Below are 20,634 nucleotides of genomic sequence, written 5' to 3' on the forward strand. Positions count from 1 at the left end.
TAAAAAGTGCTGAAAGGATAACTATGGGCTTTGCAAAACGCATTATTCCCTGCCTTGATGTCAAAGATGGGCGCGTAGTAAAGGGGGTAAATTTCATAGGACTAAAAGATGCTGGCGACCCAATAGAAATAGCAAAGAGATACAATGATGAGGGTGCAGATGAACTTGTATTTTTAGACATAACGGCGAGTGTAGAAAATCGCGGTGCAATACTAGAAGTGGTGAAAAAAGTCGCTAAAGAAGTGTTTATCCCATTTAGTGTGGGGGGTGGTGTAAGCAGCCTACAAGATATGTATAATTTATTAAACGCGGGGTGTGATAAAGTAAGCATTAACTCTGCTGCGATTAAAAATCCCAATTTGATAGAGGAGGGTGCGAAGCGATTTGGCTCACAATGTATGGTGGTGGCTATTGATTACAAAAAAATCGCGCCACAATCGTGGAGTGTCTTTATCAATGGTGGGAGAATTGATACAGGCAAAGACTTGCCACAATGGTGCAAAGAAGTATATGAACGCGGGGCTGGAGAAATCCTACTCACAAGTATGGATAACGATGGAATGAAAAATGGTTACGATAGAGAGGGATTACAATGTGTAAGTAAAATGGTGCAGATTCCAATAATAGCAAGTGGTGGTGCGGGGAAAATGCAAGATTTTGTAGAAGTTTTTAATGCGGGGGCGGACGCGGCATTGGCGGCAAGTATTTTTCACTATAATGAAATCGCAATCGCTGATTTGAAAACATATTTGGCGGATAATAGAGTGCCGATTCGGTTATGAATCTAATGAGATTTTGGAGTGAATTTTGGAAATTTGTGGCAATTTTGAACTGCGAATCTAAAATCGCGAATCTAAAAAAGGACAAAAATGTTTATCTGTGCTAGGGGTGAAAATTTTAATTTTGCCAAAGATATTGGTGTGGGCTTGGTAGAATCTGCTATCGAGCTAACGGCGATTATTTTGCGCGAGAATCCCAAATTTTTGATTTTCATCGGTAGTGCGGGAGCGTATAGCAAGGACATAAAATTGCTAGATATTTTTGTAAGCAACTCCGCCACGCAAATCGAATCGTCTTTCAGCAAGGGTGAATCTTACACGCCGTTAGAGAACAAAATCGAAATGGTTTCATATGAAACATTGGGCGAATCTAATGGCAAATCTAAAAACTTGGGCGCAAATCTAGCCACGATTTTAGATTCACGCCCACGCGCGATTGTCAATAGTAGCAACTACATTTGCACGGACGAAATTTTCGCACACAAAATGACAAATACAGGAATTTTGCTAGAAAATATGGAGTTTTTTGCCATTCTAAAAGTCGCGGATTATTTTAAGATTCCCGCACTTGGAATCTTTTGCATTACAAATCACTGCGACAAAGATGCGCATAAAAATTTCATCGCACTTCACAAAGATGCGCATAAAAAATTATCAATGTTTGCACTTGAAGTAGCAAGTGATTTGGTGGGGGGTATATGATACACTCGCAAAAAAATATCTTTAACTATACACTTGATGAGCTAAAAACCATACTCAATCCACCCTTTCGCGCCAAACAAATATACAGGTGGCTATATGTGGATTATGTCAGCGATTTTTCACAAATGTCTAATCTCCCAAAAACGATGAGAAAGGATTTAGACAAAGAGTTTTGCGCGCGCAATCTAAAGATTGTAAAGATTCAAAAAAGCACCGATGGAAGCAAAAAATATCTCTTTGAAACAAAAGACGGACACACTTTTGAATCTGTGCTATTGCAAATGAAAGAAAAATGCTATGACAAAAATGGAGGAATGAGCGCGAGCGAAAAATGGACTATTTGTGTTTCTTCACAAATTGGATGCAAAATTGGATGTGCATTTTGTCTCACGGCAAAGGGTGGTTTTGAGCGAAATTTAGAATCTGGAGAGATTGTGGAGCAAGTTGTGGCAATCAAACGCGACAATGACATTCCCCCACAAAAGCGCGTAAATATCGTATATATGGGAATGGGAGAGCCTTTAGACAATCTAGATTCTGTCGCGCAAGCCATTAGAATCCTTAGCGAACTTGATGGGCTTAGCATTTCGCCACGCAGACAGACGATTTCTACAAGTGGCATTGCACCAAAAATTAAAAAACTAGGGCAGCTTAATCTTGGCGTGCAACTTGCGATTTCTCTACACGCTGTCGATGATACATTGCGTAGTCGGCTAATGCCAATCAACAAGGCATACAATATCGCTCAAGTGCTCGAGGAAGTGCGTGCTTTCCCCATAGATTTGCGTAAAAGGGTAATGTTTGAATACTTGATGATTAAAGATGTGAATGATAGCCTCATTGAAGCAAAAAAACTTCTCGCTCTGCTTGACAAAATCCCAGCCAAAGTCAATGTAATTTTGTTTAATCCACACACAGGAAGTGAATTTGCGCGTCCAAGCACACAAAAAGCACAGGAATTTGCCGACTTTTTGACACAAAGGGGTTTGCTCTGCACCATTAGAGAATCAAAAGGGCTTGATATAGACGCAGCGTGTGGCCAGCTACGAGAAAAAATGTTAGCAAAACCCACACAAAACAACGCAACGGAATCTAACGATATGCAAATGCCATTGACATTAAACGCAAAACAAACAAAAGATTCTCACAATAATAATGTTTCATATGAAACATTATTATCATAAAAACAAAGGAGCAAAAATGGGCATATTGGATTGGGTGTTAATCGTTTTTTTGATTGTGGTTTTTGTCGGTGGAAGTGTGTGGTTTTTACGCATTGCATATAGCGATGAAGACAAAGATAACAAAAACAACGGGGAAGATAAATGATTTTGGTGCATATTTGTTGTTCGGTGGATAGCCACTTTTTTTTGCAAAAGTTACGCGAAAAGTTTTTAGATTCTAAACTTATCGGGTATTTTTATAACCCAAACATTCACCCAAAGGCAGAATACGATTTGCGCTTAAGTGATGTGAAACGAAGTTGTGCGATGCTTGATATTGAGCTCTTTGAGGGAGAATACGAAACACCACATTGGTTTAATGGTGTCAAGGGCTTAGAAAATGAACCAGAAAAAGGCGAGCGATGTGTAAAGTGTTTTGACATTCGTCTTATACAAAGCGCGATTTTTGCAAAAGCGCGGGGGATTACGCGATTTACTTCTACACTCTTATCAAGCCCTATGAAAGAGCAAGAGATTCTCTACGAGCAGGGGGACAAAATCGCACAAGAGCATAATTTGGAATTTATAAAACTTAATGTCCGCGCAAATGGCGGCACTCAAGAGCAAGCCGCTCTCGCCAAAAAAGACAACCTGTATCGACAAAATTATTGTGGTTGTGAATTTGCGCTCAATAAGCAACGCGAAAAATCTAACAAAATCGCTTTGGAGCTCATCGAAAATGTTGGTAGGCAATTTCTCCCAGCAAGCAATGAAGATAGAATCCGCACTTTCGCTCGGCGCGATGAACTTGAGCAAACACACACACCATATATTTTATCCAAGCGCACCATTCTTGCGTGGCGAGTGCTTCGTGCAAGCGCACGATGTGGCGATGAATCCATTGACATATATGTGCTATGTAACTCTCAAAGCAAAAATGCCACAAAGACTTCAAGCATTGTATGGACAAAAACGCTTGTCCCATCTCCGCATTTTCTCGCGCCATTTTTGGTGCAAAATGACATTGGGCTAGAAAAGATGCAACAATCACTCCCACAAACCACCCCAACAATGCAAAGCGTATTTGTAGGATTAGCAAGCAAAGATGATAGTATGTTTCTTAGCGTAAAGGACATTAACGCATTGTGTGAGACTTCATACGCTAGCGTGCGTGAAATGCTACAAAATCCATTACCCTATGAAGCAGAATCTGCGCTTAGGATTTGTTTATGTGGATTTGGAAGTATCAACCCCATTGTTGTGCTTGATACAAGACGCACCATAAGTTTGCGCCTCAGTATTCGCTCTGTATTTCAAGAAGAAAGTGTGTTTAGAATCACCGAAGAGATAAAAACGCAGTAATACCTACTCAAACTCCACGATAATCATACCCGCGAACAATTCATCTTTATAAAACTCTACTCTATACATTTTTTCTGCACTATCCACAGAAAATCGCTTTTGTATTTTGCTTTTTTGCACGAGCGTATCAAATTCTTGCGGTTTGTTAGAAGTATCGCCCGGTTTTACAAAACCAATCACATTTGCTCTGTATCCCTCTTTTGATTTGATATAAAAACTCTCTTTTGTGCGCACAATAGAGCCAATAGCAACTTCACGCTCCTCGTTATCAAGCAACATTTTCACCGAAGAAAGCGAATCATCAAAACCCAAATACAATGGCTTTAAGCGTCCCATTGTGCGATTGCCATATTTTATGTCAATAAGCGTGCTGTTGCTCGTGTGGGCTAATCCCAAAATATAGCTTTTAGAATCGAGCTTTATGCCTTGCAAGTCCTTTTTTGCGCTAAGTGGCATTGGGAAATAATTAAGCGGGCTTTTTAACCCAAAAATAGGAATTTGAATGTTTGATTGAATGCTTAGCGTGATAGAAGTATCATTGATGAGTTTTGCCACTGCTTGTGGATTAAGCTCAAAATGTCGCTCAAACTCGATTCCCAATGCGTGTAAAAAGCCCTCGATTCCAAGCAGATGATAATAAGTTTTTTCCCTTAGAGGCAAGGTTTTTGAGGCTTCGTGAGCAAATGCTGGCTTGTTATTAGTAATAGCAAAATAAGTGAGGGATTTTTGCATTTCTGTGTCTTTGAGTGCGGTATGGGTATTGCGGATACGATATTGGTGGAAAGGCTTTAGCAAGCCCTTATTGGTGTGCTCAACAACTTTGTTGATAATATCGTGCAGATTCCCAAAATGCTCAACATTGATAGAATTTTGGTCAATAATAGAGCAATTCCCCCATCGCCTTGGTCCAAACATTTCATTCACATATTCTTCGCGATAAAACCCGCTCCCATCGTGCATATGAAATATCGCGCTCACCTCTGGTTTTAAAATTTCTGCCTTAATCTTTTGTATAACGCCATATTCTGGGTCTTTTGCACTAAGTGTGGCAAATTTACGATTTAAATCCCCAAACACACCACGATTGTTAAAAAACATTGAATGCGGGCTAAGAGATGGGACTACACGCACATTGCCTTTTTTGATAGTGTAATATTGGAGTAAAATATTTGTGGCATTATACGCTCCGGGCTCATCACCTTGAATCCCAGACATTATAAGCGCAAACGGTCCATTAGGATTTTGTGTAGGCATATCATAGACTTTAAAATCAATAGGGCTAACCTTGCTGTCTGCCTCCACACCAAAAGCAACGCAGACAAACAACAATGCCAACAAAAATGCCCTTACACCAAAATTCATAATGCCCCTAATCTTCAAGTTTAATAAAAAATAAAAGACAAAAAGTATAACACAAAAACACAACAATCTTTGCTAAACGCCACACATTTATCAAACCAAAACCACTTCGTTTTTGGCATTTTAGGAATAAAATATGCTTTGTGGTTCAACAAGTTTATCTTTAGGAGTTAGCCAAAATGGAACATCTCAACACACAAACAATACAAGGCTTTGCTCATAGCAACCAAGAAAGTGCTACACAAAACGCTATTAAGCAATTTAACCAAGACAGCAAGGGTCTTAATGAATTTATCGGGGTGTTGCAACTTGGAAATATCGCCCTTAGCAAGATTGAGCGCGAACTTGCTAGGTTAGATTCTTTGCAAACCAAAGAATCTAACCCAGCCTATATCCACGCAAAAAGCACCGTTTTTGTCCAAGTGCAAAACATTATCAATGCAAGTGCATTTTTAGGTATGCCAATTTTTGAAACCAACTTTACCTCCAAAATAAATGGAGAATTGCACGAAATATGCTTTGAAAATCCACTCAAAGCAAAAGACATCGCCTCTATGAGTGCATATATAAAGGATAAAAAGCAAGAATCTAATGAGTTGCTTTCATTGCTCTCTGCCGCTCTCCTTAGTGGTGGCGATGATGCGCGCTTTGAGCAAGTTAGCAGTGCGGATTTATCGCGCCTTTTTAAATCATAATGCTTCGATTCGCACCCTCGCCCACAGGCGATATGCACATTGGCAATTTGCGTGCCGCCATTTTTAATTACATTATCGCCAAACAAAGCAAAGAGCCCTTTTTAATCCGCATAGAAGACACCGATACAGCAAGAAACATAGAAGGCAAGGATAAAGATATTTTAGCCCTGCTCAATCTCTTTGGTTTACTGTGGGATAAACTCGTTTATCAAAGCGACAACTTCGCTCATCACTTGAAAATCGCAGAATATCTCATCGCTAAAGATTTGGCGTTTTATTGTTACTGCACTCCAGAGTTTTTAGACAAAAAACGCGAAGAATTTATCGCACAAAAAAGAGCGTTTCGCTATGATGAAGCGTGGGCAAATGAACAAAAAGATTCCAATCCAAACCCCGTGATACGACTAAGAGGAGCAAAAAATGATATTGTTTTCAAAGATTGCATTAAGGGGGAATTGCATTTTAGTGCCCAAGAAATTGATAGCTTTGTGATTATCAAGCAAGATAAGATTCCTACTTATAATTTCGCGTGTGCGGTTGATGATATGCTTTATGATATTAGCTTTATCATTCGTGGAGAAGACCACACCAGCAACACACCAAAACAGATTCTTATCCACAAAAACTTAGATTATCCCAAAGACATCAAATACGCGCATTTGCCCATTATTTTAGGGGAGAGCGGGAGTAAAATGAGCAAGCGTGATAGTGCTTCTAGTGTGAGCTGGCTTTTGGAGCAGGGCTTTTTGCCAAAAGCGATTATCAACTATCTTGTGGCAATGGGAAACAACACACCAAAAGAAATTTTTACCCTTGATGAAGCGATAGAATGGTTTGATATAAATAAAATTGCTAAATCGCCTGTGAAGTTTGATTTAGCACGCTTACGCTTTATCAATAGAGAACATTTAAAGTTGCTTAACGAGCAAGAATTTGCCCTGCTTTTAGAATCTAAAGACCCAAGTATCGGGGGATTAGCAAAACTTCATCTCCAAGAAGCAAGCACGCTTAATGAGGTGCGTGAAAAAATTGACTTAATCTTTAACACAAAAGATATTTACGCCACTTATGAGGGGCAGGATTTCAGCACGCAGGCGCAGATTCTTTATGAATGCTTTTGCACGCTTATGGATTCTCATCACAACGCGTTAAATGACTATGAAGAGCTCAAAAAAGAATTGATGTCGCGCAGCAAGCTTAGTGGCAAAATGTTTTTCAAGCCTCTTAGAATCTTGCTAACAGGCAGGGCACAAGGTTTGGAGCTAAATGAGATTTATCCATTTTTGCGACTTTTCTTACGCGATATTATACGCATAAAACCCAAAAACTAGCCTCATAAATGCGGGGCAAAAAAGCCCTTAAGTATGGAATCCACGCGCTGTATGACATCAGTCGCACTCTCATAAATGACCTCATCAAATACGCGCTCATCGATGCTTTGAGATTGCTCAAGATTGTTTAGAATCTTTTTGCCGATGCGAGGATTAAGCGCGAGCAGACTGCTAATATCTATCACGCTCCCGCTTGTGCCCACCACCAGCACACAATCACACTCTCTTAAAGAAGTAAAAACTTCATACATTGTTGCATATAGCGGGGCTTGTTCGTAGAAAAATACAATTTTTGGCTTTATTTTTTCATAGCCACACTGCACACAAGGCTGAGAATTATATGCCTCATAACCAATGGTGGTAACATTCTCACAGCGCGGACAAACAAGTTTGATAAGCTCTCCGTGCAAATGCACCACATCTTTTGCCCCCGCACGCTCGAGCAAATCATCGACATTTTGTGTAAGGTATATCACTTCTATACGCTCAGCGCACTTTTTGTTTGATAATTGTGCGTTGAGCGTTTGTGGCAAGGTGGCGAGATATTGGTGCATTGCATTTGGAGCGACATTTTTAAGCTCGGCTCGGCGCAAATTATAAAAATTATGCACGAGTGTGAAGTTTTTCTCCCAATTTTGGAAATTACACACTTCCATTGGGTCATAATTTGCCCACAATCCATTACTATCGCGGAATGTCGCTACGCCCGATGGTGCGCTTAGCCCAGCCCCGCTAAAAACCACTAATTTTGGCATACAGATTCTGTGCTAAAGCACTTGGTTAAGAAGCGTTTGGATTTTTTGTTTTGAATCTGGCTCAATAAGTCGCTCTATTTCTTGCCCGTTTTTATACCCAATAAGTGTCGGTATTCTACGCACGCCTAGTGCGTCTTTTAGAGCCGATTCCTTGTCGATAGAGATATGATAAATATGTGTTTTGTCTTTATATTCCTTGCTTAATTCTTCTAAAATTGGCTCGATTTTGCGACAATCTGGACACCAAGAAGCCCCAAGCACCACCAAACAAGAATCTTTTTGAATAACCGTTTCATATTGCGTTGCATTTATTTGTTCGACCATATTGTAATCCTTTGTGATAAGTTATAATCGCGGAGCTAGTTTATAGTGTTTGTTTAAATGTTTAGTAAAGGCGATATAAAATTTGACTTTGTGTTAAAAACATAAATAATCCCGTGCCTAGCGCAATGGCAATAAATTCTACGCGAATACACAAATACATTATCACCACCGCAAGAGTGGCGAGTATCTCATTAAATGGCAAAGTCGATAAAGAAGTATCCTTATAGCAATATACCAGCAAGATTCCCATACTCGCACTAGGTGTAACTTTGCCAAGGTAAGTAATAAAATGTGGAATCTTCTTGGCAAAAAGCACAAAAGGCAATGCGCGTGTCGTAAATGTCCCAAGCGTCAATGCCAAAACAAATATGGTAAAATCAAATGCACTAATCATTGCAAGCGTCCTTTTTAGTGCTTGTATGAGAATTTGTGGGAATGGTGCTTTTGGGTGCAAAAATGGGCTTGCTTAACGCAAAAAACACCACACAAAGAGCCATCGCATACAACAAAAAATCTGCTCCAAAAATAGCCAAGCTCACAATCCCAATCCCAGCACCAATAAGAGCCAATGTTGCGTTTTTCTTGCATTGTTCTAAAAAAATCACAATAAAAATGGCGTTCATCACAAATTCAATGCCCTGCGTGCTAAAGCCTTGCGCTTGTATGCTCTTAGCAAGCAATGCCCCCAAGCAACCACCAACCACCCAATAAAATTGATTGAGTGCGGAAATATAAAACATAAAAAGCGGTTGATTGTGTGGGTGTGTTTTTACATTTATAAGCGCGAAAGTTTCATCGGTGAGAGAAAAAATCATATAAAATTTTCGCACCTTAGTATAATCTTGGAATCTATGAAGCATACTAATGCCATAAAAAATATGGCGCGCATTTATCACTAAAGCAAGCACCACTAAAGCAATAAAATCAAGTCCTTGTGCGAGCAAAGAAACCGCGACAAATTGCATAAGTCCAGCATAAATACACACGCCCATAATAAATGCGTGTAAAACGGTGTATCCAGCATTTCCAAGCAACACACCAAATGCTCCACCAAGCAACAAATACCCAATCATAATAGGCAAACTCGCATAAAAAGAATCTCTAAAAACCAATTTCTTAGGGTATGGCGTTGTATCAGTCATTGTGTTGCTTTGGTGGGAGATAAATTACATTTTTGTTTTTGCGTGAATGCCAAGCAAAGAAAGCCCAAGACTTAAAGATTGCGAAACCGCAAGCAAGATTTTTAAAATTGGGGTTTGATGGGGATTATCTAGGATTCTATGTGCGTTATAAAAGCTATGCAAAAGGCTTGCGAGCTCGCGTAAATATTCGCAAATTTTTTGCATTTCTCTTTGTGCAAAACTTGATTGTATAACTTGATGAATGTTTAATGCGCAAAAAAGCAGGTTTTGGGCGTCTTTGGCGATAGTGCAGTCCTTTTGTCCTAAAAATTCTACAATACTTGATTGTGTGATTTGTGCTTGTGTGAGATTTGACTTTCCTAGTAGCGTGTGGATTCTCGCATTTGCATAGTTGATATAAAAAACGGGATTGTTGGAATCTTGCTGACTTAGTGTGTGAATGTCAAATTCTAAATGCGTATCGGGCTTTTTAGTAAGAAAAATAAAGCGCAAACAATCCGCACCAATCTCATCCACTACATCACGCACGAGAATATAAGTGCCAGCGCGTTTGCTCATTTTATAAGGCGCACCATTTTTTAGCAAACTCACCATTTGGGAGAGCAAAATCTCTAATTTTTTACTCTCATAGCCCAAAAACTCTAGGCTTGCCTTTACTCGAGCGATATAGCCGTGATGGTCTGCCCCCCAAATGTTAATATAACTATCAAACTTTCGCAAAAACTTATCACGATGATAAACAATATCCCCAGCCAAATAAGTTGGCTCGCCATCTTCACGCACAATAACCCTATCTCTTTCATCGCCCTTTTGGCTAGATTTAAGCCATATTTTGCCCTCATTTTCATACACGGCGTCATTATTTTGCAAGATTTGCAGTGTTTCTTGCCATTGGCTAAAAATAGCCCTCTCACTCACAAAATTATCAAAGCTAATGCCTAAATCAGATAAATTTTGTTTAATTTCTGCAAGCATTAAATCTTTAGCAAATGTGCTTAAAGTGGCTATTGCTTGAGTGTTGTGAGAATCCGTGAAAATCTGCGCTCCAAAAGCACCTAACGCCTCTTTAGCGATATTTTGTATATACTCGCCTCTATAACAATCCTTCTCCCATTCCTGTGGATAGTCATTATTTTGTGCCATAAACACCGAACGACCGAGCTTGGTAATCTGTGCGCCCGCATCGTTAATATAATATTCTGTAACAATATCATAACCCAAAAACTCTCCCACGCGCTTTAAGCTATCGCCAAAGACAGCTCCCCTTGCGTGGCCTATATGGAGCGGTCCTGTCGGGTTGGCACTCACATATTCAAGCAAAATGCGCTGGTTGTTTTTGGGTTGTGCAATAAAATATTTTCCACTTAGCGCGCTCGCGCATAGGGAATCTAAAAAGCTCGCGCTTAAAGTAAGGTTAATATAACCATTGAGTTGCGAAGCTTCGCTAAAACATTCGTGTTCGTTGAGCTTTTGACAAATTTCATTAGCAATGGCACTTGGTGATTGTTTAAGGATTTTTGTAAGCACAAACGCCACAGGCGTAGCAAAATGTCCTAAATCCTTGTTTTTAGGACGCTCTATGGGAATATCAATGGGTGAAATATTAAGCGGAGAGAGAATCTCGGTGTTTATGAGATTCTCTAAAAGCGATTTTATCTGTTTGTGCATCTGCAAAAATTATTTTGTTAAGCTTGTGTGCTTGGTTTTTGCTCATTGGCATTGGTTCGTGTGATGTCCTTGTTGGCATCTTTTGGTAGATTCTCTGGCTTTTTGTCTTCATCGTCCTCTTCATTTATGGCTTTTTTAAAGTTCTTTACCCCGCTACCTAAGCCTTTCATTAACTCTGGGATTTTTTTCCCACCAAAAAGCAACAACACAATCACCAAAATAACAATTATTTGCCACGGACTTGGTCCCATATTTCACTCTCCTTACAATTAAATAAGCCACATTATAGCAAAAAAGGCTTAAATATAATGCCAATTTTTTGCTAGGCTAGAATTTTTATCGCTATTTGCATAAAACAAACTTTTAGCAATACAAACGATAGCCTCCCTCGCCTCATTTATGTCATCATTTATAATAACAAAGTCAAATTCGCCTAAATGTTGCATTTCACTTTTGGCTTGGGCGAGCCTTAGCTTTATGGTTGCTTCATCATCGGTGTTGCGCATTTGCAGGCGAGATTTTAGAATCTCCGCGTTTTTGGTGGTGATAAACACGCTTTTTACTGCGTTGCCAAAATGTTTTTTAATGCTTGTGTGTCCTTGCACATCGACATCAAAAACCACAAGCCTGCCTTGCTCTAATGCTTGTGTGATTGGCAACAACGAAGTGCCATAGTAATTATTATGCACTTGTGCGTATTCTAAAAACTTGCCCTCTTTAATGTGGGTGAGAAACTCCTCCTCACTCACAAAGTGATAATGCACACCATCTTGCTCACTCTCGCGCTTAGCGCGCGTGGTAGTAGAGATAGAAAAATACGCATTAGGGATTTTTGCTAAAATTTCTGCACTCAATGTGCTTTTCCCACAGCCACTAGGACCTGATAGGATAAGCAATGCGCTCATTTTTTGGCGTCCTTAAAACTTATGTTAATAGAGACTTCCATTCCATCAAGCAGCGTTTTTAACTCATTGCTTGCCATAGACTGCAACGCGCCCTCTAAAGATTTGCCTATGGCATTTTTCACTGCATCTATTTCAGCTGGCGAGACAGCGGATTGTGAGTGAGGTTGTGCCACCTCATCGCTTGATGTGCTATCTTGTGGGGTTTGCGACTCCGCCAATGGCTCCTCACCCAACGCTTCTGCCACTTCATTTTCATTAAGGTTGCTAAAGTCTTCCGTGCCTTGCGGGCTAGATTGGGAATCTTGGGCTATGTCAATGTCCGCCACATCATCTGTGGACGCGCTAGGCTCATCTGCAGGCATTTCTACATCTGCTAGAGCTACCTCATCAAGCGCAATATCCTCGCCCAACTCATCAGCTACGCTTGCCTCTGTGCCACTTTCTTGCACATTGTCTTCTTGCGGGAGAGATTCTGTAATATCTTCTAATGCAACCTCTTCAGCCTCTTGTGGGGCTTGTGTCGCTTCATCTTGTGGCATCTCTGCCACCTCTGTCGCTGGCTCTGGCTCTTCTTTAGCTGAGACCTCATCTTGTGAAGCCTCGCCTAACTCAGCACTTGTATCAGCAAAAAACTCTTGGGCTTGCTTGGAATCAGATTCGCTATCTTGACTTTCTTGCGCGGTAGGCTCGCTCGCTTGGGCGACTTCATCGACCTCATCGTGCGCGACCTCATCTTGGATTGAAGATTCTTGTGGCACTTCATCTTGCGCGGGAGATTCTGGAGATTCTTGGATTACATCTTCTAGCTCTTGGGCTTCTTGGTGGGATTCTTGGGTGGTGGCTTCTTCTTGTGGGGCAGATTCCACCTCATCGCTAGAAGTTGGTTCTTGGGTTAAATCTATGGAATCTAAGTCTAACTCTTGGGCTTCTTGCGTAGATTCATCAGGTTTATCCGCAAGCTCTAAACCAAGTGCGTCTAAATCCAAATCGCTTTCACCAGCTGTATCGGATTCACTAGGAGATTCGCTTGCCTCTGCTAAATCTGGCATTGCGTCCTCGGTGGATTCGCTTGGGGTAGATTCTGTCGCTGGTTGGGAGGCTTGCTCTTGTTTTGTCTCTCCATTGGATTCATCGCCGATAGCATCAAGAAGTTCGCTTACTTCACTTATTTGCTCCTTATCAAGCACTTGTGGTTGTGTATCGCTTGCCTCTGGAGCTAGGGTTGCTGGCTCTGCTTCAACCTCATTAGCCTCTTTGGTGGTTGGCTCTAGGGGTGGTGTGGCTGGGGGTGGTGTGTCTTTGGCTTCTTCTTGTGGGGCAGATTCTGCTTCATCGACCAAATCATCAAGGTTAATATCATCAATATCAAGGGATTCTGGTGCTTGTTCGTCTTTATGTAAATCCGTATCTGCGAGCAATTCTTCTGTGCTTATTTCTTTGGCTGGGGGCTCGCTTGCGGATTGCTTGGCAAAGCTATCATTGACTTTCTCTTGTGGTGAGGCTTCTGGGTGTTTAATATTGAGCTCTTTTGAAAGCAAATCAAGGCTTGAAAGAGAATCTTCAGCCGTGCGCATTGCGCGTGTAGCCTGCAAGACAGAATCTACACTCATATCTTCTGGCACGACCTCCTCTTCTATGGATTCAAAGCTATGCTCCTTTTTAGACTTGGCGATTTCTTCGATGATAATGTTTAAAATATGCGTGGGGATAAAGGGTTTTTTAATATACTCGCTAAATCCGCTATACATTTCCTTAGAATAGATAAGGCACGCACGGCGATTTTTTAGAAGCTGTTTATATTTTGACTTATCAATGCTATAACACCCATCATCAGCGATGATGTAATCATATTTGGCAATGTCGCCGATTTCACTAGGCTCACGCACTGTTATAAGTCTCACATTTGCTTTGGCTGCCGTAACCTCAATAAGCTTTTGAACAATTGGATTGGTGTTAATAAAGAGAATCTGCATTGCACGCCCTTATTATTTAGTTTTATAAAATCGTTAAAGCTATTAGGGTATTATAGCCAAACAATTTAGTTTTTAAGGAATGTTAAATGAAAAAAGTTTTTCACTTGTGGATTGTTTGGTGCGCCTTAGGCTTTGCTCAAAGCATTTATTTCCTCCCTAACGAAAACAAAGAGGCTTTAAACGCCCTTACATCTGCACTCTCAAATGCACAAAGCGAAATTAAAATCTCCATTTACACTTTTACACATCGTCAAATTGCCAATGTCTTGCGCGATAGTGCCAAAAAAGGCATAAAGGTGCAAGTCATTTATGACAAATCACAAAACCTCCAAAGCAAAAACTCTACCATTGGTTACCTAGCAAAATATAAAAATATTGCTGTTTGCACGCTGGAGGGATTAAAAAGTGGCGACATTACAGGAATAATGCACCAAAAAATGGCAATAATTGACAACAAAACACTTATTATAGGCTCGGCAAATTATTCAAAACAAGCATTTGAGCGAAGCTATGAGTTGCTTTATTTCACACAGCAAAATGAAGTGGTGCAAAAGGCGGTGCAAAATTTTGAGACAATGTATAAAAACTGCACGCCCTTTTGAACAAAACCTTAACAAACAAATACAAATATTATCATTTTTATATTACAATCCCAAACATTGTAGCAATGCCTCAACTTATGGGGCAATGCTACACAAATTTAACACAAAGGATACATTATGAAACATTCTATAACAATCATTGGTGGCTCTGTGGCGGGACTTACTTCCGCGCTTATTTTAGCAAGTGCAAAAGGTGAAAAACTTGATTTTGACATCACCATTGTCGATGAGGGCAAGGGGGATTTGCACGGTGCAGCAATTTATAATGCGCCGCTATTCCCACTAGGGGCAAAGGCTGATGAGATTTATGCGGGAATCAAAAAGCAAATAGATTCTATGCTACAAGTGCGTTACATCAAGGGGAAAGTAAATGAGGTAAGCGGGAGCAAAGGAAACTTTGAAACAAAGGGGGAGGGATTTTCCCCATTAAAAAGTGAATATGTCATTTTTGCCACAGGGGCGGGCGAATTTGACATTAAGGGCTTTGAATCGTTTGTGCGACCACATACACTAATCCCCAAACCAAATAAAGTGCGCCTAGAGTGGAGTGGCAGACAGGAAGTAAAACCCGGGGCGTATGTAGCAGGCATTGCTTCTGGGATTACCTCAATGGTAACAACAACCATTGGAAGCGCGAGTGAAGCAGCGTGTGCGATTTTAAGTGATATAGCTGGCGAGGTTACTTATCACCACGACACGCCAACATCAAGAAAATAATCCTAACTGCCCCTTTGGTGGTAAAACTACCACCAAAGATTCCACTTAATAGCTCCCAACAAAAAGCCCAAGTGCTAATGAACCACCCACATTACTTAAGTTCTGCCCAATTTGTCGCAACGCTCACATTGCATTTAAGCGGGACATTGAGCGTATAAACGGAATTCATTATGGATTCTATATGTGAGAGATAATCTTTTGCGCTTTGTTCTGGTGCTTGGAAAATAAGCTCATCGTGCACTTGCAAAAGCATTTGCAAATCGCTTGTGTGATACCGCCTATGAAGCTCAAGCATACCGAGTTTAATCAAATCTGCCGCACTCCCTTGAAAAATGCAATTTACCCCCTCGCGCAAAAAGTTTGCTTTCATAAATTCGCTCGTATTAACAAAGTCAAAATATCGTCTCCGCCCTAAGAGCGTCTGAGAATAGCCATTTTGGAGCAAAAGTTCTTTTTGTGTGTGAAGATAGTCTTTTACTGTGGGAAAAAGCTCAAAATAACTATCAATATAGCGTTTCGCTTCTTTGGTGGGGATTTTTAGCGTTTCGCCAAGTTTCCTTGCGCCCATTCCATAAATGAGCCCAAAATTTATACTCTTGGCAATCGCGCGCTTGCTTTGAGCTTGAGATTCTCCAAAAAGGCGCAATGCCGTCTCATAATGAATGTCTTTGTCCTGCATAAATGATTGTATTAACAAAGAATCTTGACTAAAATGAGCCAAAAGACGCAACTCAATTTGAGAATAATCCACGCTAATGAGCACGCAACCCTCTTGGGCGATAAACCCCCTGCGAATCTCGCGCCCATATTCACTCCGCACAGGGATATTTTGCAAATTAGGAGATTTGGAGCTTAATCGCCCCGTAACCGTGCCTGTTTGCAAAAATGAAGTGTAAATTTTGTGCTGTGGATTTTGCTTAGCATATTTTAATAATGGCTCAATATAGGTATTTTTAAGTTTATTCATCTCTCTGTAATCAAGGATTAGAGGAATTATAGGGTGAGAATCTACGATTTTATTAAGGGTGGCTTCATCGGTGCTTAACCCGCCCTTGACCGCTCTGCCACTTTGCAAACCAAACTTATGAAAAAGCAAGTTTGAGAGCTGTTGGGGAGAATTGATGTTAAAATTTTCGCCCGCTTGCTCATAAATCTCTTTGGTTAGTGTGTGTAAAATTTTGCTAATTTTGTCATCTTGTCGCTCAAAGAGTGTCGTGTCAATGCGTATGCCCCTTGATTCCATAGCACAGAGCACTTTGATGAAAGGAAACTCCAAATCGTGTGCCAACTTAAGAATCTCGCCTAAATCTCTTGCATCAAACTCGCCCAAAAGGTGCTTATACAAGCAAAATGTCGCTACGGCATCTTCTGCGGCGTATTCTGCGGCGATATGCACTTCGACATTGGCGAAATTTTTCTCTTTATCCACCACACTATCAAAGCTAATCATTTTATGATTAAAGTGTTGTGCCATTTGCTTATCCAATCCCACAGGCTTTGCAGAATCTAAAAGCCAGCTTAAAATCATCGTATCGACAATTTCGCCCTGTGGCTCTATGGAAAAGTTTTTTTTCACAAGAGCTATGTCAAATTTTAAATTATGCCCGATGATTGGGTGGGCAAAAATCATCTCAATGGCTTTTTTCGCCTCTTGTTTTGGAATCTGTGTGTTTTGATTCGCGCCTAAGTAGGTATGTGCGATAGGGACATAATAGCCCTTTTTTCCATCTAGGCAAAAGCTAAAGCCAATGATGTTTGCTACCCTTGTATCAAGGCTATCGCTCTCTGTATCAAAGGCGATTTGGGCTGTGCTTGATATGCTCTTTAAAAGAGCGAAAAGGGCATTAGAATCTGTTATAACTTCCCATTCATACTCAAATCTTGTGTGGGTGTCTTTTGTCTCTTTATTTGGGCTTTTTTGCACTGCGTTTGCATATTTGGCATTTTTTGATGTTGCTTTGGAATTTGGTCCTAAAATTTTATTTAAAATCCCCTTAAATTCATATTCTTCTAATTCATTAACAATGTGCAAAAGGGGATTTTGGCTTGGCATTGCACAAGCGGCAAAGTCAATCTCTAGCGGAATGTCGCGCACTAAAGAAACAAGTTGTTTTGAGATAAATGCTTCGTTTTTAGAATCTTCAATGACTTTGGCAAGGCGGGGAGTCAAAATGCCCGCAATTTCATCGGTGCGTTCATAAAGTGATTCCAATGAACCAAAATGTTTGATGAGTTTGCACGCGCTTTTTGCCCCGATGCCCTTAACTCCACTGATATTATCCACACTATCGCCAACTAAACTTTGATAATCCACAAACTCGCAAGGCAACACACCAAATTTTTCCTCGCATTCCCTCTCTCCAATAAGTCTCTTTTTTATAGGGTCATAAATATGTGTTTGGTCGTTAATAAGCTGATAGAGGTCTTTATCGTGGCTTATTATGCGCACGCTTAATCCTTGCTTTTGTGCGAGCGTAGCCACAGTGGCGATAATATCATCGGCCTCGTATCCCTCTACGCTAAGGTTAAACAAATTCATTTTGTTAATCCACTCTATGGCGATTGGAAGCTGTAAAACCAAATCTTGTGGTGTTTCTTGGCGATTTTGCTTATAGGGAGGATAAAGAATCTTGCGCCTATTTACCCCTCCGCCCTCTAGGGCGAAAATTATATAATTGCATTGCTCATCTTTATAGAGACTTGATAAAAGATTACAAAACCCTAAAAGCAAGCCTGTTGGGAATCCATCTTTGTTTTTAAGTGGTGGAAGGGCGTAAAAAGCGCGGAAAAAAAAGCCAAAAGTGTCTATTACCGTGATAGTTTTCATTTAGTTAAATATCAAGGTGTTTGACATCTTTGGCGTGATTTTGAATGTAATTTCGGCGTGGCTCGACCTCATCACCCATAAAGAGCGTAAAGATTTCATCAGCGCGTTCATCATTGTCTGCTTCGAGTTTCACGCGCAATAAAGTGCGGTTAGCAGGCGTCATTGTCGTCTCCCAAAGCTGCTCTGGATTCATTTCACCCAAGCCTTTATATCGTTGTATGTAGGCGTCTTTTTTGGCACTTTGCTCAATTTCTTCAAGCAATTCAATAGGTGTCTTGCTTTTGATAAAATCAAGGTTGCGCTCAGCGATTTTTTGATAGATAAATTGTGCTTCTTTAAAGAAACTGTCGTTGTAAAGGCTTTCGTTGATACTAAGCTCCACAAGTCCCACTTTTGTTTGGATATAAAGCTCTAAGCCCTGCTCGCTTATGTTTTTATTTAAAATATTGCATTCGCGTTTGGCTAAAAACTTTTGTATTTCACCAAAAAGTTTGTCATAATCGGTGCTAATGTGCTTTGGATTCTCAATTAGATGCTGGATAACCTCAATCATTGGATAATGTTTTTCAAGTTCTTTTAAAATAGTGCGATAGTGCGCGATGATTTTTAACACTTCGAGTAATTCCGCATTCCCAATGCCCTCGAAAACAAAATCTCCAATGCCATTTTCAATCAAATATTCACTCAACGCTTTATCATCTTTGAGATAAATCTCTTTCTTGCCTTTTTTGAAGCGATAGAGCGGAGGTTGGGCGATATAAATATGCCCATTTTCTACCAAAGGCTTTAAATAACGATAAAAAAATGTCATTAAAAGCGTCTGTATGTGGCTACCATCGACATCGGCATCAGTCATAATGATAATTTTGTGATAGCGCAATTTTTCGATATTAAATTCCTCGCCAATCCCACACCCAAAGGCGGTAATCATATTTTTAATCTCTTCGCTTTTAAGAATCTTATCAAGGCGAGATTTTTCCACATTTAGGATTTTCCCGCGCAAAGGCAAAATAGCTTGATACCCTCTATCGCGCCCTTGTTTTGCACTACCACCAGCAGAATCTCCCTCTACTAAATATATTTCAGATTCTGTTGGGTCTTTGCTTTGACAATCAGCGAGCTTGCCCGGCAATGTGCCAACAGAAAAATTTTCTTTTTTGCGCGTAATATCACGGGCTTTTTTTGCCGCTTCTCTCCCACGCGCCGCCATAATCGCCTTTTGCATAATCGCTCTTGCGTCATTTGGATTCTCTTCAAAGAACTTTGCGATTTTTTCATAAGTGAGCTTTTGGACGATTGGTTTTACAAAAGAGCTTCCTAATTTGCCTTTTGTCTGTCCGACAAATTGGGGCTCAATGACTTTGGTTGAGACAATAGCGACTAACCCCTCGCGCACATCATCGCCAACCACCTTAGAATCTTTTTCTCTTGCGTTTGCATTTGATTCTATATAATTCATAATCGCACGACTTAAGCCCGCTCTAAATCCCGCTTCGTGTGTGCCTCCATCTGGCGTGCGAATATTATTCACAAAGCTAAGTAATTTTTCATCATAACCATCATTATATGCAAGAGCGACTTGCACTTCGACATCTTGTTCGCTTGTCTCAAAACTTATAATCTGTGAGACTAAGGGTTTGTGGTTTAAATCCTGCACAAACTGCAATAATCCGCCATCAAAGTGATACACTTCTTCAAAGCTCATTCTTTCATCTTTAAAAGTGATGGTTACATTTTTATTTAAATACGCGAGTTCTTTAAATCGTTTTGCAAGGATTTCTTTATCAAATTCTACTACTTCCATAATCTCAGAATCTGGGAAAAATTCAATAGTTGTGCCGTGCTCTTTTGTCTCTCCGATGACTTCTAGCTCACTTTGTGGAATCCCTTTAGCAAATTCTTGGCGATAAATGCTTCCATTTTTTTTGATTGTCATTATGAGCTTTGAAGACAAAGCATTCACCACTGATACGCCCACGCCGTGAAGCCCACCAGAGACTTTGTAAGAATCTTGGTCAAATTTCCCACCTGCGTGCAAAACCGTAAGCACCACAGTGGCAGCTGGGATATTTTCTGTGGGGTGAATATCCACAGGAATCCCGCGCCCATTATCTTCTATAATCGCACTTCCTTCATTAGTAAGTGTAATTGATATATGCGTGCAATATCCTGCCATTGTTTCATCAATGGAGTTATCTACTACTTCATACACCATATGATGCAATCCGCCTACATTGGTATCTCCAATATACATTCCCGGACGCGTGCGAACTGCTTCTAAGCCTTTTAAAACCTTAATACTACCGCCACTATATTCTTTCATTATGACC

Annotated in this window: 20 protein-coding genes; 9 read left to right on the plus strand and 11 right to left on the minus strand. The window is 40.4% G+C overall.

Translation table 11 applies throughout. The features are described 5' to 3' along the window. Positions 1-23 precede the first annotated feature (23 nt). The 5 genes from hisF (at position 24) to ACWIWK_RS01545 (ending at position 4,006) form a co-directional block, all read left to right on the plus strand. Positions 24-782 carry an imidazole glycerol phosphate synthase subunit HisF gene (hisF, locus tag ACWIWK_RS01525; protein ID WP_454150203.1) on the plus strand — a complete coding sequence of 253 codons (759 nt, stop codon included), beginning with the start codon at positions 24-26 and terminating at the stop codon, positions 780-782. A gap of 87 nt (positions 783-869) precedes the next feature. After that, positions 870-1,481, plus strand: a complete 612-nt coding sequence (locus ACWIWK_RS01530; protein WP_454150205.1) for a 5'-methylthioadenosine/S-adenosylhomocysteine nucleosidase family protein — start codon at positions 870-872, stop codon at positions 1,479-1,481. Then, complete coding sequence (gene rlmN / locus ACWIWK_RS01535; RefSeq protein WP_454150207.1) at positions 1,478-2,665, plus strand: 23S rRNA (adenine(2503)-C(2))-methyltransferase RlmN; 1,188 nt, start codon at positions 1,478-1,480, stop codon at positions 2,663-2,665. Before ACWIWK_RS01530 ends, rlmN begins: the two co-directional genes overlap by 4 nt. Before the next feature lie 16 nt (positions 2,666-2,681). After that, on the plus strand, positions 2,682-2,810 hold the full coding sequence (locus tag ACWIWK_RS01540) for a hypothetical protein (protein WP_454150209.1): 129 nt from the start codon (positions 2,682-2,684) through the stop codon (positions 2,808-2,810). Further along, positions 2,807-4,006, plus strand: coding sequence for an epoxyqueuosine reductase QueH (locus tag ACWIWK_RS01545; RefSeq protein WP_454150211.1), 1,200 nt, complete (start codon positions 2,807-2,809; stop codon positions 4,004-4,006). Before ACWIWK_RS01540 ends, ACWIWK_RS01545 begins: the two co-directional genes overlap by 4 nt. Before the next feature lie 3 nt (positions 4,007-4,009). On the opposite strand, the gene ACWIWK_RS01550 is transcribed toward ACWIWK_RS01545, so the two are convergent. After that, the gene (locus ACWIWK_RS01550; protein WP_454150213.1) at positions 4,010-5,368 is read right to left on the minus strand and encodes a M99 family carboxypeptidase catalytic domain-containing protein; all 1,359 of its coding nucleotides are present in this window, start codon (positions 5,366-5,368) and stop codon (positions 4,010-4,012) included. A gap of 176 nt (positions 5,369-5,544) precedes the next feature. Here ACWIWK_RS01550 and ACWIWK_RS01555 point away from each other — a divergent pair, with 176 nt between their 5' ends. Together ACWIWK_RS01555 and gltX are read left to right on the plus strand one after the other, a co-directional pair. Further along, entirely contained in the window at positions 5,545-6,060 is a 516-nt protein-coding gene (locus tag ACWIWK_RS01555; RefSeq protein ID WP_454150215.1) for a flagellar FLiS export co-chaperone, read from the plus strand. Then, entirely contained in the window at positions 6,060-7,391 is a 1,332-nt protein-coding gene (gltX, locus tag ACWIWK_RS01560) for a glutamate--tRNA ligase (RefSeq protein WP_454150217.1), read from the plus strand. The genes ACWIWK_RS01555 and gltX overlap by 1 nt, the downstream gene beginning before the upstream one ends. 2 nt (positions 7,392-7,393) lie before the next feature. Here the strand turns inward: gltX and ACWIWK_RS01565 are convergent, their stop codons facing one another. The 8 genes from ACWIWK_RS01565 to ACWIWK_RS01600 form a co-directional block, all read right to left on the minus strand. Then, positions 7,394-8,146 (minus strand): SIR2 family NAD-dependent protein deacylase, encoded by a 753-nt coding sequence (locus ACWIWK_RS01565; protein WP_454150219.1) that lies wholly within the window; start codon positions 8,144-8,146, stop codon positions 7,394-7,396. A 12-nt stretch (positions 8,147-8,158) separates the two neighbouring features. Continuing rightward, positions 8,159-8,470, minus strand: coding sequence for a thioredoxin family protein (locus ACWIWK_RS01570; protein ID WP_454150221.1), 312 nt, complete (start codon positions 8,468-8,470; stop codon positions 8,159-8,161). A gap of 61 nt (positions 8,471-8,531) precedes the next feature. Beyond that, positions 8,532-8,864, minus strand: a complete 333-nt coding sequence (locus ACWIWK_RS01575; protein ID WP_454150223.1) for a branched-chain amino acid transporter permease — start codon at positions 8,862-8,864, stop codon at positions 8,532-8,534. Next, positions 8,857-9,612, minus strand: coding sequence for an AzlC family ABC transporter permease (locus ACWIWK_RS01580; protein ID WP_454150225.1), 756 nt, complete (start codon positions 9,610-9,612; stop codon positions 8,857-8,859). Before ACWIWK_RS01580 ends, ACWIWK_RS01575 begins: the two co-directional genes overlap by 8 nt. Positions 9,613-9,636: 24 nt before the next feature. Next, positions 9,637-11,280 (minus strand): arginine--tRNA ligase, encoded by a 1,644-nt coding sequence (gene argS / locus ACWIWK_RS01585; RefSeq protein WP_454150227.1) that lies wholly within the window; start codon positions 11,278-11,280, stop codon positions 9,637-9,639. A 17-nt stretch (positions 11,281-11,297) separates the two neighbouring features. Next, on the minus strand, positions 11,298-11,531 hold the full coding sequence (gene tatA, locus ACWIWK_RS01590) for a twin-arginine translocase TatA/TatE family subunit (RefSeq protein ID WP_454150228.1): 234 nt from the start codon (positions 11,529-11,531) through the stop codon (positions 11,298-11,300). A 48-nt stretch (positions 11,532-11,579) separates the two neighbouring features. Further along, positions 11,580-12,185, minus strand: a complete 606-nt coding sequence (gmk, locus tag ACWIWK_RS01595) for a guanylate kinase (protein WP_454150230.1) — start codon at positions 12,183-12,185, stop codon at positions 11,580-11,582. Next, positions 12,182-14,158 carry a hypothetical protein gene (locus ACWIWK_RS01600; protein WP_454150231.1) on the minus strand — a complete coding sequence of 659 codons (1,977 nt, stop codon included), beginning with the start codon at positions 14,156-14,158 and terminating at the stop codon, positions 12,182-12,184. The genes gmk and ACWIWK_RS01600 overlap by 4 nt, the downstream gene beginning before the upstream one ends. Before the next feature lie 86 nt (positions 14,159-14,244). Here ACWIWK_RS01600 and ACWIWK_RS01605 point away from each other — a divergent pair, with 86 nt between their 5' ends. Both ACWIWK_RS01605 and ACWIWK_RS01610 read left to right on the plus strand, forming a co-directional pair. Further along, positions 14,245-14,760, plus strand: coding sequence for a phospholipase D-like domain-containing protein (locus ACWIWK_RS01605; protein WP_454150233.1), 516 nt, complete (start codon positions 14,245-14,247; stop codon positions 14,758-14,760). A gap of 117 nt (positions 14,761-14,877) precedes the next feature. After that, a complete protein-coding gene (locus ACWIWK_RS01610; RefSeq protein WP_454150235.1) occupies positions 14,878-15,477 on the plus strand; it encodes an NAD(P)/FAD-dependent oxidoreductase in 600 nt (199 codons plus the stop codon). A gap of 91 nt (positions 15,478-15,568) precedes the next feature. Here the strand turns inward: ACWIWK_RS01610 and polA are convergent, their stop codons facing one another. Next, positions 15,569-18,304 carry a DNA polymerase I gene (gene polA / locus ACWIWK_RS01615; protein ID WP_454150237.1) on the minus strand — a complete coding sequence of 912 codons (2,736 nt, stop codon included), beginning with the start codon at positions 18,302-18,304 and terminating at the stop codon, positions 15,569-15,571. A gap of 4 nt (positions 18,305-18,308) precedes the next feature. Then, positions 18,309-20,627 (minus strand): DNA topoisomerase (ATP-hydrolyzing) subunit B, encoded by a 2,319-nt coding sequence (gyrB, locus tag ACWIWK_RS01620; RefSeq protein ID WP_454150239.1) that lies wholly within the window; start codon positions 20,625-20,627, stop codon positions 18,309-18,311. Positions 20,628-20,634 lie beyond the last annotated feature (7 nt).

It is taken from the genome of Helicobacter sp. 23-1048, from assembly GCF_053654545.1.